The organism is Peribacillus sp. Bi96, from assembly GCF_918698115.1.
GTDB lineage: Bacteria > Bacillota > Bacilli > Bacillales > DSM-1321 > Peribacillus.
On sequence record NZ_CAKKLV010000017.1, the window covers coordinates 105,572 to 119,114 of the forward strand.

Annotated in this window: 15 protein-coding genes; 8 read left to right on the top strand and 7 right to left on the bottom strand. The window is 39.5% G+C overall.

Annotated elements, in window-relative coordinates; genetic code table 11:
• The first annotated feature begins 103 nt into the window (after positions 1-103).
• Complete coding sequence (locus LQ203_RS19310) at positions 104-877, top strand: SDR family oxidoreductase (protein ID WP_230160382.1); 774 nt, start codon at positions 104-106, stop codon at positions 875-877.
• A gap of 63 nt (positions 878-940) precedes the next feature.
• Here LQ203_RS19310 and LQ203_RS19315 read toward each other — a convergent pair whose 3' ends face one another.
• Both LQ203_RS19315 and LQ203_RS19320 read right to left on the bottom strand, forming a co-directional pair.
• Entirely contained in the window at positions 941-2,296 is a 1,356-nt protein-coding gene (locus tag LQ203_RS19315; RefSeq protein ID WP_230160384.1) for an MATE family efflux transporter, read from the bottom strand.
• 427 nt (positions 2,297-2,723) lie between these two features.
• Positions 2,724-3,836: a mechanosensitive ion channel family protein gene (locus LQ203_RS19320; RefSeq protein ID WP_230160386.1), complete on the bottom strand. Its 1,113-nt coding sequence runs from the start codon at positions 3,834-3,836 to the stop codon at positions 2,724-2,726.
• Between the two features lie 192 nt (positions 3,837-4,028).
• On the opposite strand from LQ203_RS19320, the gene LQ203_RS19325 reads away from it, so the two are divergent.
• A complete protein-coding gene (locus LQ203_RS19325) occupies positions 4,029-5,117 on the top strand; it encodes an undecaprenyldiphospho-muramoylpentapeptide beta-N-acetylglucosaminyltransferase (RefSeq protein ID WP_290370619.1) in 1,089 nt (362 codons plus the stop codon).
• 52 nt (positions 5,118-5,169) lie between these two features.
• A complete protein-coding gene (locus LQ203_RS19330) occupies positions 5,170-5,319 on the top strand; it encodes a DUF2639 domain-containing protein (protein WP_230160388.1) in 150 nt (49 codons plus the stop codon).
• A gap of 34 nt (positions 5,320-5,353) precedes the next feature.
• Here LQ203_RS19330 and LQ203_RS19335 read toward each other — a convergent pair whose 3' ends face one another.
• The 4 genes from LQ203_RS19335 to LQ203_RS19350 all read right to left on the bottom strand — a co-directional run bounded on the left by LQ203_RS19335 (position 5,354) and on the right by LQ203_RS19350 (position 8,292).
• The gene (locus LQ203_RS19335; RefSeq protein WP_230160389.1) at positions 5,354-6,037 is read right to left on the bottom strand and encodes an LrgB family protein; all 684 of its coding nucleotides are present in this window, start codon (positions 6,035-6,037) and stop codon (positions 5,354-5,356) included.
• On the bottom strand, positions 6,012-6,404 hold the full coding sequence (locus LQ203_RS19340; RefSeq protein WP_230160391.1) for a CidA/LrgA family protein: 393 nt from the start codon (positions 6,402-6,404) through the stop codon (positions 6,012-6,014). The genes LQ203_RS19335 and LQ203_RS19340 overlap by 26 nt, the downstream gene beginning before the upstream one ends.
• Positions 6,405-6,607: 203 nt before the next feature.
• Entirely contained in the window at positions 6,608-7,162 is a 555-nt protein-coding gene (locus tag LQ203_RS19345) for a GNAT family N-acetyltransferase (protein WP_230160393.1), read from the bottom strand.
• Positions 7,163-7,512: 350 nt separating this feature from the next.
• The gene (locus LQ203_RS19350) at positions 7,513-8,292 is read right to left on the bottom strand and encodes an undecaprenyl-diphosphate phosphatase (RefSeq protein WP_230160422.1); all 780 of its coding nucleotides are present in this window, start codon (positions 8,290-8,292) and stop codon (positions 7,513-7,515) included.
• A 223-nt stretch (positions 8,293-8,515) separates the two neighbouring features.
• Here LQ203_RS19350 and LQ203_RS19355 point away from each other — a divergent pair, with 223 nt between their 5' ends.
• The 5 genes from LQ203_RS19355 to dapF all read left to right on the top strand — a co-directional run bounded on the left by LQ203_RS19355 (position 8,516) and on the right by dapF (position 13,161).
• Entirely contained in the window at positions 8,516-8,836 is a 321-nt protein-coding gene (locus LQ203_RS19355) for a DUF4870 domain-containing protein (protein WP_230160395.1), read from the top strand.
• Between the two features lie 237 nt (positions 8,837-9,073).
• Positions 9,074-9,868, top strand: a complete 795-nt coding sequence (locus tag LQ203_RS19360) for a hypothetical protein (RefSeq protein ID WP_230160397.1) — start codon at positions 9,074-9,076, stop codon at positions 9,866-9,868.
• A gap of 88 nt (positions 9,869-9,956) precedes the next feature.
• Positions 9,957-10,532 carry a carbonic anhydrase gene (locus LQ203_RS19365; protein WP_230160399.1) on the top strand — a complete coding sequence of 192 codons (576 nt, stop codon included), beginning with the start codon at positions 9,957-9,959 and terminating at the stop codon, positions 10,530-10,532.
• 157 nt (positions 10,533-10,689) lie between these two features.
• Positions 10,690-11,991, top strand: coding sequence for an NCS2 family permease (locus tag LQ203_RS19370; RefSeq protein WP_230160402.1), 1,302 nt, complete (start codon positions 10,690-10,692; stop codon positions 11,989-11,991).
• 183 nt (positions 11,992-12,174) lie between these two features.
• On the top strand, positions 12,175-13,161 hold the full coding sequence (gene dapF, locus LQ203_RS19375; RefSeq protein WP_230160404.1) for a diaminopimelate epimerase: 987 nt from the start codon (positions 12,175-12,177) through the stop codon (positions 13,159-13,161).
• A gap of 136 nt (positions 13,162-13,297) precedes the next feature.
• On the opposite strand, the gene LQ203_RS19380 is transcribed toward dapF, so the two are convergent.
• A partial coding sequence (locus tag LQ203_RS19380) for a hypothetical protein (RefSeq protein ID WP_230160406.1) occupies positions 13,298-13,543 on the bottom strand: 246 nt, incomplete at its 5' end.

Below are 13,543 nucleotides of genomic sequence, written 5' to 3' on the forward strand. Positions count from 1 at the left end.
AGGCGAAAGCCTATAGGTTCGTTTTTATAATTACTAAATTATAGAAAATGCGCACAACTTATGTATAATTAAGTAAAATCCTTTAGATAAAGAGGGAAAGCCTGTGGATGAAAAAGTAGCTTTTATTACTGGAGGAGCAACGGGAATCGGCAAAAGAATGGCATTTTCACTGGCGGATAATGGAATGTCCATTATCATTACTTATCGAAAAAGTAAAAAGGCAGCATTGGACTTGGTGGATGAATTACAAGAAAAGTATCAAGTAAAGGCACTTGCGATTCAAGGCGATGCCTCAAGTGAGAAAGATTGCAAAAATATCATTCAGTTGATTCTGGATGCCTTTGGCCATGTTGATATCTTCATTCATAACGCTGGGCCTTATATGCATGATCGTAAACCAATGACAGAGTATAGCAGTGATGAGTGGAAGTATATCATGGACGGTAATTTAAATGGTTTTTTCTATATTGCCAAGGAGCTTATTCCGCTAATGCGAAGAAGAAGTTGGGGAAGGGTCATTTCATTAGGTTTTGAACGGAGTGAAACCGCACCAGGTTGGATCTATCGTTCCGCTTTTGCCGCTGCAAAGAGCGGATTGACCTCACTAACAAGAACATTAGCTGCGGAAGAAGCCGCCTATGGGATCACCGTGAACATGGTCTGTCCTGGCGATATCATAGGTGAATGGAAAGAGGAAGAGATTAAGGGTGCGAAAATGGTGAAAGATGTAACTGTTCCAATCGGCAGACCGGGTACAGGGGAGGATATAGCGAGGGTCATCACATTCCTATGTGATGAAAAATCGGATTTCATTACCGGAAGCATCATACCGGTTACAGGCGGGAAAGATGTTCTCGGGAAAATATATAAGGCCTAGTGGTGTAGGTTGTGATCATCTGAATGAAAAAAAGAGTGAGGCCATTATCCAGCCTCACTCTTTTTACGCCATTTTTTTATATTTTACTTGCTGTATGAACCTTAAGCGAGCAGCCAATCCTATAGCTCCGAGAGCCAAGCCGGAAATTAAGCCGATCCAATAACCAAAGGCTCCCAAATCCGAATACTTTGCAAAGAAAAAGCCAATGGGAAGCCCGAGAATCCAATACGAGACCAGAGACATCGCAAAGGTGACATTTACATCTTTATATCCACGCAATATACCCTGTATAGGGGCCTGCAGGGCATCTGAAATCTGAAAAAAGATGGCATATATTAAAAAATGTGAAGTCAGCATCATTACGTCATGATCTTTAGTGTATGCAGAGGCGACAGGTTCCCGGAATAGGAATAATATAGTCGATAAGACAAGCGACATCGTCAGTGCCATGGAAATGCCAATCCAGCTGTACTCTTTGGCATCTTTATAACGAGCTGCCCCAATTTCAAATCCTATGACGATCGTCAATGCCATGGATATGCTTAACGGCATCATATAAAGCAGTGACGCAAAATTCATGGCAATCTGATGTGAAGCGATTGTCACGGTATCATACTTACTCATCAAAAGAGTAACGGCCGAGAAAATGCTTGTTTCGAAAAAGATAGCCAGCCCTATTGGCACGCCAATCAATAATAAGGATCGCCATTCTTTCCAGGAGACCCGAAAAAATTCACCGAAAACCTTATACGTTGAAAATGGGTTGATTTTCACCACTACGAGGATGGCAACAAGGGCAATTAACCAATAAGTTATGGCTGTAGCATACCCGGAACCGACGCCGCCAAGTTCGGGGAATCCAAACTTTCCGTATATTAATAGGTAATTAAATAGGACGTTAATCGGAAGTGCGCACAACGTAATGAACATGGAAATCCTAGTCTGACCTAGTGCATCTATGAAGGCTCTTAACGCATTATATACGAATAAAGGAATGATTCCGATGGAAAGGGCAATCAAATAATCATGCGCCACCCGATGTACCTTATCTTCTAGATTCATGGCATTCAATATGGGATTCAAAGAAAACGCCCCAATGATTAAAATGACCAAGGCTAAAGCGACAGCTAAATAAATGGCCTGCATAACTGAATAGGAAACGGATTTAGACTGCCTGGAACCAACGAGCTGTGAAACCACAGGTGTTAAAGCAATCAATATCCCGCTCAGCCCCGTGTAAACGGGTGTCCAAAGAGAACTGCCAATCGACACACCGGCAACGTCCTGGGTGCTGTACTGTCCCGACATCATGACATCAAAAAAAGTCATCGCATATAGCCCGATTTGAGTGATTAGGATAGGTATCAATATATAAAATAATAGGCGGATCTTTTGTGATTTTGTATAAGTCTGTTTCATTGATGTACCTCAATATCAATATTTGTAATTTTCAACACAATGAAAGAATTATATCACATAAGCATGTGATGTTTTAAGATTTTATTGTTGAAGCTAAAAAAAGACTTGTTTGTAAGGCAAGTCCTAGACTGTCTTGAATTCGAACGTTGATTGGTGCGTAGAGCACTCGCTTTTTCATCATGAGTATCGTACATTCGTTCCAATCAACTTTGGTTTTGACATTTCGTGAGTACAAATCACCCAAAACCATATGTGCGACTTGTTCATTTTTTTACATTATCCGGAAAGTGGGGACACGCCATATTTGGCAAGAATATATGGAAGAAGTAAAAACTATATATGTGAAACGCAAAGCTCTATAACTGCTTCAATTCCAATATAAAAAATCAAAAAGGTTACGGAATGAGACATTCCGTAACCTTTTTTGTCAGTCGCGCATGGATTCAAAATCATTCATGGCTTCCATATTTGAGTCTTTTTGAAGAATGAAGGCTTGAGCAGGGATGGCAATTTGTACATCTTCCTGTTCCAATATCTCCATAATTTTAAAGTTCACATCTTCTTTGATTGATAAATATCCTCCAAAGTCCGTTGCTTTCGTGAAGAAATAAAGATAGAGATTGAAACCGGAATGACTAAATTCATCAAATTTAACCAGAATGGTTTCCGGGTGTACATCTGTGTGATCAATCAACATGTATTCAATGTCTTTAATGACATTTTCCAACTTATCTTTTGGTGTTGTAACACTCACACCCAAATGGAAAGCAATCTGTCTTTTCCCCATTTTTGACCAGTTAATGATCGGTTCATTCGAAAGGGTAGCATTCGGCACGGTAACCAGCGCTTGGGCAAAAGTCCTGACTTTGGTGCTTCGGAAGGTGATGTCTTCGATGGTTCCCTCTACACTTGGCGTTTTGATCCAATCTCCTATGGTAAACGGTTTTTCGGTAACGATGACGATTCCTCCAAAGAAATTGCTGACAGTGTCTTTAGCGGCAAGAGCGAAAGCCAATCCACCCAAACCAAGCCCAGCAACAAATCCATCAACATTGAATCCCCATTCTTCCGCAATGATGGAGGCACCAAAAGCAATGATGATTAATTTGATGATTTTCGTAAAGAACGGCATGACAATTTCATCGACTTCAAGGCCAAATTTACTCACTATTTTTGGGAATAAAATGGTTAAGATCGAACTGATATTGAAAATCGTCCAAAAGAACAAGAAAACAAAAAATGATCTGTATATTTTCGATCTTAGTTCGAGCGATGGTGTGTCAATCGGGAAATAGTGCATTGAAATAATTACACCAATCAAAACGATGAGCAATCTTACCGGCTGTTCTATAGCGAGCATTAAGTTGGCGGCAAATTCAACTTTATGTTTTTCTGCGATTCGAAGAAAGAATTTGAATATATACGTAGTAAATACTTTCCGAAGCAAAAGGAAGATTAGAAAAATACCTATTGATATTCCTAATTTGGTCCAGGCTTCGATTCCATCAAATTGATGGAGAGATTCAGAAACTTCTTGCAATGTATTACTCCTCCAATGTATCTTGTAGTATTGTAGAATACTAAGATTATAATATATTCATGCTGAAAAAGGAAAAATAATCGATGATTACATTAAGAAATGGGTTTTACGGTTCACTTAATCCTTTTTCAAGTTATTAATGGCAAGAATATATGGTAATATGGATGCAAAGTGATTTTTTAAGTTTGGAAGGTGGAAATATTGACTAAGAAAATAGTGTTTACCGGAGGCGGTTCTGCCGGTCATGTATCTGTTAATGCAGCAATCATCCCAGAATTTTTAAAGCATGATTGGGATGTTACTTATATTGGTTCAAAAAAAGGCATTGAAAAAAATATTATCGAAAAGGAATTTCCCGAGGTCCGTTATGAAACGATATCAGTTGGGAAATTCCGACGTTATTTATCTGTTGAAAATATGAAAGACCCTTTCCGAGTAATTAAAGGAATTTTTGATGCACGAAAAATATTAAAAAAGACCAAGCCGGATTTCATTTTCTCAAAAGGTGGATTCGTTTCCGTTCCCGTCGTTTTGGCAGGGAGGATGCTGAGAATTCCAATCGCGATTCATGAATCGGATTATACGCCTGGCCTGGCCAATAAAATTGCCATGCCGCTTGCATCGAAGATTTTCACTACTTTCCAGGAAACGGAAAAAGGCCTTCCGAAGGAGAAGGCCATGTATCTTGGAGCTGTTTTGCGCGATGGGATTTTTAAGGGGAACCCTTCTGCTGGTAAGGCATTTTGTGGATTCACGAATAATAAACCGGTGTTACTCGTTATGGGAGGCAGCCTTGGGGCCGTAAAAATCAATAACTTGATCACAGATAACCTAGATGCCCTATTAAAGGATTATCAGATCATTCATATATGTGGCAAGGGAAATGTGAAGACTGAATTGAAACAAAAGGGATATGCTCCATTTGAATTCGTTCATGAAGAATTATTTGATCTTTTGGCGGCAGCTGACGTCGTTGTGTCAAGGGCTGGTTCAAATTCAATCTTTGAATTCCTTGGTTTGCAAAAGCCGATGTTGCTTATCCCTCTTAGTGCCAATGCATCCCGTGGCGATCAAATATTGAATGCTTCCAGCTTTGAAAAACAGGGCTTTTGTAAAGTCATTCAAGAAGAAGATCTAAATGATCAGATTTTTAATACTACATTAGCAGACTTAGTGAATCAATCGGATGAATATCAGGAGAAAATGCGTCAAAAACGCCCATTCAAAACGGCTACTGAAATGTATGAATTATTACTTGAAATCATGACTGCAAAAAAATAAGTATCAATCCCCTCTTTAAAGCATATCTTTTTCGAACAGAGGAGGGGGTAAGATGGCGTATGAATATTCAAAAGGATGGTTCATTCAGCAATTAAAAGCCGAAGGGATTAGCTATCATCCCATTGAGAAAAGAAAGCTGGAGCTGTATAAAACCCATATTCTAAGGCGTTTATACAGCGACCTGCAAAAAGATAAAACATAAAAGAGCCGCAACGTCATCGACGTTGCGGTTCTTTTTATAGGAAATGATTTATTAAAGGAAAGAAACAGGAAATAAGGATACCTGCGATAGCCATTGCCGCACCTGCAACTGCTCCAGTAAACTCACTTTCCTGAGCCGCTTGGGCTGTTCCGAGACCATGGGCGATTGTACCATAAGCGATCCCACGGGCGAAGGGCATGGTAATGTTTAATTTATCCATCATTTTTGGGGCAATCATCGTACCCAGCACCCCGGTCAAAATAACGAAGGCTGCTGAAATATTAGCGTTACCACCATAAAGTTCCGTAATTTCTACCGCGATTGGCACTGTAATGGACTTAACCGCCAGCCCTTGAAGTATGAACTGCGGAAGTGAAAGGGCTTTTGCAATGGTGAAGGCAATGATCAATGTGACCATAAGACCAAAAATCATGCCGCTAATCGCCGGTATTGCATATTTGACGATTATCTTTCTGTTTTTATAAAGCGGTACAGCCAACGCAACGGTAGCAGGGCCCAAGAAATAGGTGATGATGTCTTTTCCTTGTGAATAATCATCGAAGTCCAAACCGCTGATAAGCAATATGAGAATAATCGTAACCGTACTGAAAAATACGGGCGTCGTAAAAGGTGATGGATGTTTAGCATAAATTTTTCTGCCAATGAAATAGGCGAGGATGGTTATCAAGATGCTATAAATTGTGATGAGCACTGTCATGCTGATTAACCTCTCCTCTATGGGATAACTTCTGAACAGTCCAAGCTGCAACGATGAATCCAAAGATCAAGCTGACTCCCAAAGTTAGTGCCAACGGCAAACCAAAATCAATGAAAAGCCATCCCATGGTCATTAAACTGATCGAAATGGGAATGAAGAAAAAGGCCAGGTGTTTCACTAAGAATCCTGAAGTAAGTTCGATCCACTCGACTTTTAGAACCTTCGTCTGTAATAAAATGAATAACAGGATCATGCCGATGACATTGCCTGGAATCGGTAAATGAAGTAGATCAGCTAAATAATAGCCGAGCTTACAAATGATGAGCAACAGTATAAGTTGTACGATAAAAGCAAATGTTTTATTCATAATTAGATCCTTTCAATGATGCCATTAATGTTGAATTGTATTCATTATAAAAAAATATTTCTAAAAAGAATAGGGAATTGCAACAATCTTTCCTGAACATCTATGAAAATGGAAAAAAGAGCTTTCCAATTTTGGAAGCTCTCGGCCTTTATATGAAAAGATAAGAAAATTGATTTTTTAATCAACTGCATTGTATTATCTTTTTATGCTTCAAGTAATTGCTGTTCGTCATCATCAGGCTGCCTAAGGATATGAAAGGTGTATAAATCTTTAGGGATTTCATACAAATCGAAGATATCTCCTTCATGATTGATCTGATCATAAAGGGACTTTCTTGTTTCGTTGGCATTGACAGCATAGGGAAGTTTTTCTGCGGCTTTTATAGAGCGGATATTTTTTTTGCGAATACGCATGAAGACCGTTTCCAAACCGAGCTCGAAAAAAAGCTCTTTAAAAAAAGCGTCTTTTGCGATGGCATTATACCCTTTTCCATGATAAGGCTTGCCAAGCCATGTGCCTAAGAAACCTGCACCATTTTCAATATCGTATAAAGAAATGCAACCGATGGGATTTTCCCATTCATCCAAGATTGTTCGTGAAATGAGTTCCCCAGCATCTTCTGCCTCAATCGTTTGCTTAGTAATGAAAACATATTCTTCATATGAATCTACTTTATGGCGCACGAAAGGGAAGACATCTGGATGCGTCATTTGTTCATAAAGAGAAAAACAATCTGTGAAATCTCTCTTTTTTAACATTTCCGTCCCTCCGTTTGAGGGCAGATTTTATGCGTAGTCGCTGCCCACCCTCGAAATTTTTTAAGTCGTTCATCAAAAAATTTCGGGGTGGGAATCGAACCCACTAGAACCGGAAACCGGTGGCGCACCATTTGCCTTCCCTATTTTTATTGTCAGAAATTATATAAATCTAAAGAACCTTACGAAGGTATAATACTAAAAAAAAAACGGTTTGGGAATAGGTTTTTTGCCTTTTTTTTTCGTCAAATTTCAACTTTTTTTTGAAGGATAAAATTGGAGTGCAAACGCCTGCTTTTTTTCTTGAAAAACTGCTTTTTTCGCCTGTTTTTTAAAGAGAAATGGAAGCTTTTTTAAAATTCACCTGTGAATTGCATGAATAAAATGATTGCTCCGAGTGACCATACATATATGGAGAATATTTTCAGTGAACGCTTCTTCAAGAAATTGATCATCCATACCACGGCAATATAACCGAATATGGCTGAAGCAAGGGTACCGACGAAAAGTGCGGTGATTGGAAGCCGTTCAACCTCGCCTGTAAATATTGGTTTCATTTGAAATGCAATGCCCCCTGAAATGGCTGGAATTGAAAGCAAAAAGGAAAAATAGGCTGCAGTGGCCCTATCCAGCTTGCAGAAGAGCCCAGCGGCTATCGTCAAGCCGGAACGTGAAAGAGCTGGCATGATGGCAGCTGCTTGAAAGCTTCCGATGATCAGGGCATCTTTAATGGAAATTTCATTCAGTGTTTTTCCCCCTTTTTTCACCCCATCCGCTACCCATAAAATCAGACCGGTTGCTAAAAATTCCCATCCGATGGTCACACCGGATTTTGAAAGGCCATCAAACCAATCACTGAGTAAAAGGCCGGCAATCACTGCAGGAATCGTTCCAGCAACGAGAAGCAGAGTCATTTTGGAGAAAGGGTTTTTCAAAATGGAAAGGATGTCATTCTTGTATACCGCCAATAATGCCAGCAAGGTTCCGATATGCAGCATGGTATCCAAAAAAATGCCGGCCTCGTCAAGATGGAATATATGCCGTCCTAAATATAAATGTCCCGTACTTGATATAGGTAAAAACTCAGTCAAGCCTTGAATGATTCCAAGGATAAAGGCTTGAAATTCGTTCAGCAAAAAAAATCACTCCAATCTAGAAGGTATAGGACAATCCATTATTTTATCTGTATGCACAAGACGGATGAATATGTTCAGATTTTTCTTCATATGAATTACCACAATGTTTTATGAAGAAAGGATAGTCCCATTTAAAGTTTTTCGAATATAATAAAAGGAAAATGAAACTATTTTTCATCTTATTCGTAAATATTTATAGGAGAGAGGAGGAGTTAACATTATGCCTACTAAAGATGAAAGAGTGTTTGCTGCTCTTATATATGTGATCAGCTTTTTTACAGCATTTATCGGTCCGTTGGTCCTTTGGTTATTGAAGAAGGAATCGTCACAATTTGTGGATTATCACGGAAGGGAATACCTTAATTTTTTCATTTCCTATACCGTATATTCGATTATTGCAGGGATACTGACAATTGTATTGATTGGATTCTTGCTATTGCCGGTCATCGGGGTTGCTTTAGTCATATTCACCATCATTGCAGCGGTTAAGGCCTATGAAGGAACGGATTACCGCTTCCCATTGATTTTTAGGATATTATAGGATGATAAAAAGGACTCCGATCCATTCGGAGTCCTTTTTATCTGGAATGAACCATGAGGGGAAATGCCCTATTATTAAAAAAGGGAATAGATCACATTAAAGCGAATAAAGTATTATGATATGTACTTCAATGCGCTTTAAGGGAAGTGGAAGCCGGATCGGCTTGCGGCACACCTAATCATTGGTTGCCATTAAGGTGGCAAGCTTTCTTGTAAGGAGTGAGGAGCAGAGCTGAATATGAATATACGCGAATATTATCAAAAAACGAGCAGTTCAAATTTTCATTCATCCTGGATTTCTCTTGGAATGGCCGTTGTTTTTTTCATTTGTCATATTTTTTCGCTGATCCCAGGAAATATATTATTGATAACGGCTCCCTTTATTTTATTTAGTATTGCCCAATTTGTCAGTCATCGAATTTATGAAAATAGAATCAAGGAATTGCCTATTGGACCCATCGAATTGAAAGCCGGGTTATTAAAAACTGAATATGTTTTATTGACATTTATGCCAGCACCGACATTGCGATTACTTCTCTATGCGCCTAATGGATCTTTAATGGGTGAGATCCGGGATTTGAATATGAAGTGGTTCATGTGGATGATTCCCAATTTTTTATCGATACTTTTGGCCAAGCGATATGAATTGGTGGACCATGAGGGTCGTGTACTTGCTAAGTACCATATCAAAAGGGGTCTTTTCAATAAAATGACAATCATGGATGATCAAGATTGCCTTATTGGATCGTATCAAGAAAATAGATCGCTTCTGAAGATCAGTGGAATGATATATAAGGAAGACGGTACGGAATGGATGCCCATTCAAACACCGGGAAGTTTAAATTCTTTTGAGATTACGACAAAAGACGGGGAGAAGATCGTGTCATATCAGGAGGGCTGGATGCCTATTGAGTGGGGGAAACGATTCAAGACAAATACACCTATACTTACTTTTTCATCCAATGTCGAAGAAATTCCTAAAATCATTATCCTTGGGTTCTGTGCAGCCACTCTAAATCATCGTTCAAATTGACTAGTATTCCCCTTTAGCAAATCTTTTCAATATTTGATATAATTATAGTGAATACATAGATTTAATACACAATAAAAGGGTGGTAAAAATGAGTTTACTTAATGAGATTCTTGATTTTAATGAACAATTTGTAGAAAAAGGGGAATATGTTAAGTATAAAACTGATAAATTCCCCGAGAAACGTATGGTCATCATAAGTTGTATGGACACTCGGCTCGTTGAGCTATTGCCAAAATCATTGAATGTCAAAAATGGCGATGTCAAAATACTCAAGACTGCAGGAGCAATCGTCTCCCATCCATTTGGAAGTGTCATGCGGAGTATCCTAGTAGCCATCTATGAGCTAAAGGCAGATGAAGTACTCGTCATACCTCACCATGACTGTGGAATGGCATCAGTCGATGCTGATGCAGTAGTTGAAAAGATGATCGAACGTGATATACCAAGGAGCACCATCGATACACTTGGAGCTGCTGGAATAGATATACGCAGCTGGCTTCGCGGTTTTGATGATGTATATGAAAGTGTTAGGAAAAGTGTGGAAGTTATAAAAGGACATCCTTTGATTCCTAAACATATTCCTGTGCATGGTCTGATCATTTCGCCCGATACAGGGAAGTTGGAATTGGTAGTCGACGGATATGAAGAAGAAAAAAATAATTAATCATGTTCATCGAGAGCTGTCGGGATTATTTCCGGCAGTTTTCTTTATTTTTGAGTAATACTATTTATTTTTATCGTTTTTTTTGTTAAAATCGCCAAGTGTAGTTTGTCACTAATACAAACGGGTGGGCGAGGGATAAATTAAATAAGGATACAACATGAAAAAAATAAACTTGGAAGCGTTTTTTCATTTTTCCAATTATGGAACGAATGGAAAACGTGAAATCCTTGCCGGAGTTGTCGGCTATTTTACGATAGTCTATATTCTCATCGTGAATTCCCTGATTTTATCGGAAGCGGGCATACCGATTAATGGTGCAGTGATTGCCACAATTCTTTTATCCGCTTTAAGCTGTATCATGATAGGGGTATGGGCAAATGTCCCGATCCTCCTCGTTCCAGGTATGGGCGTAAATGCTCTTTTTGCTTATACCATGGTTCAAGGAATGGGCCTATCTTGGCAATCGGCGCTTGGTGCTGTTTTTATCTCTGGGATTATTTTTGTAGTTATTGCCTTTACAAAATACTCTACGTTAATCAGTGATTCGATTCCAAGTTCGATAAAAGATGCCATATCTGTTGGTCTTGGCTTATTCTTGATGCTAATAGGTCTCGAAAAGGGCGGAATAATCACGGGAGGTTCATCATCTATCATCGCGCTGGGAGATTTAAGCGATCCGGCGGTGTGTGCGACGGTGTTGACCTTTTTACTGGCTATCACCCTATTCATCAAAAATGTCCCCGGTAACTTCATGATTACCATCCTGGCAGGTAGCTTTATTGCCTATTGGTTCGGGACTGTTCAACTAACGGAAATCCACTTTTCAGGCATAGACACAGCTTCCTACGGTGACCTCTTCTTTTCATTATCGTTCATGGAAGCGGACCGTATTGAATTTTGGATAAGTGTCTTTGCGATGACAATGGTTCTTGTTTTTGAAAATATTGGTCTTGTACATGGGCATGTAGACAGTATCAACCGCCAGGATGCATATAAAAAGTCGCTAGCCGCGACAAGTGTCTCCGTTCTGTTTTCAGGTCTATTCGGTTCAAGTCCTACGGTTGCAACAGTTGAGACGGCAGCTGGAATCGCATCAGGAGGCAGAACTGGTTTGACCTCAGTGGTGACAGGTTTGCTATTTATACTATCACTGCTGTTCATCCCGGTGATTAAAGTGATCCCTGATAGCGCCATTGCTCCCATTTTGATTATTATTGGGATTTTGATGCTCGGGAACATTAAAAAGTTAGATTTCAGTGATTTAACTGAGAGTATACCTGCAATCATGATCATCACGATCATTCCATTTACGTACAGTATTGCAGATGGAATGGCATTCGGTTTCATCCTGTACCCGTTCTTGAAGCTTGTAACCGGGAGAGCGAGAGAAGTCTCACCCCCGATGTATGTGAGTGCAGGAATGTTTATCGTCTATTTCATCGTTGGTATGATCGGTTAATATTTTGGAAGAGCGGTTGGAATGAGATAGTTCTTATTTCAACCGCTCTTTTTATTTTGTTTTTTCAGCGGAAAAATGGATTTATTGTAATTTACGCGATGACACATCCATCTTGAAAATGCTATGATATAGAATATTAAAAAAATGATAATTGAAAAGCAGCATATTAGAGGATGTGACAGGATGATTATTGAAGGTTTAAAGAGCCATGGTTCAGGTAATGATTTCTTAATCATTGATGAATTGACTACGGCCTTGACGTTTACTGAAGAACAGCGAAAAAATTTAGCGAAGGCCCTGTGTAATAGGGAAAGGCTTGGAGCGGACGGTATTTTGTTTGTGATGAAAAGCGAACATGCAGATGCCAGGATGCGTGTCTTTAATGCGGATGGCTCGGAAGCTTCGATGTGTGGGAATGGACTTCGCTGTGTTGCACGTTACGCGAATGACGTTTTAGGGCTTGATAAAATGATCGTGGAAACGATGAAAGCGAATTTACTCGTTGAGAAAACGGAAGATATCTATAATGGAATTCCGACTTTCAAGGTGGAAATTTCTCCAGTCAGTTTCAATCTGAAGGATTTGCCACTAATCATTGAAAAAGAGCAGTTGCAAAACGAACCATTGCCGGAACTTCATGATACCCTATTATTTTCGGCATTGGCGGTTCCCAATCCGCATCTAATCACGCTCGTCGATAGTGAAGTCTTACAAAGTGATTTGCAGGCAGACCTTTCAACGAAGGTCAATCAACCGAACGAGCTCTTCCCTGATGGTGTCAATGTTAGTTTTGTGAAAGAGTTGGAACCCGGCAGCATTTATGTGCGGACATTTGAACGGGGAGTCGGCTTCACGAATGCATGTGGTACGGCAATGTCAGCTTCCAGCCTAGTAACATGCTCAGTTGGATTAAACGCATTGGAAAGTGAAATATCCGTCTACAATAACGGCGGAAAGGTTAAATGCGTCGTGCATTATGACGACGAAGGTCAAAAGTATTCAATAGATTTAATCGGGAATGCAACCTATGAATTCAAGGTGTCAATCGACCTAGACCTAGACCAACCCGAAAAATTTGAAATCCTGGAAAAACAGGACTTTGAAGCGGAAACAAGCTTATATGCTAAGTTGCAGGATGAAGTTCAAAGTTATTTGAAAACTACATTATAAGGAAAGTACCAACTAGGTGTTAGTCTTAGTTAAAAAGGGGTTCGGAATGTTTTAATTCCGAACCCCTTTTTTAAATTTGTTTCAAAGTTTAGAGATTGTGCAAGGCCATCTATGAATCTTAACAAGTCGAAAATTACTAGATTGCGAAACTCACGAGTAAAGGCGCGAAATTCACGAGTAAAGGCGCGAAATTCACGAGTAAAGGCGCGAAATTCACGAGTAAAGGCGCGAAATTCACGAGTAAAGGCGCGAAATTCACGAGTAAAGGCGCGAAATTCACGAGTAAAGGCGCGAAATTCACGAGTAAAGGCGCGAAATTCACGAGTAAAGGCGCGAAATTCACGAGTAAAGGCGCGAAATTCACGAGTAAAGGCGCGAAATT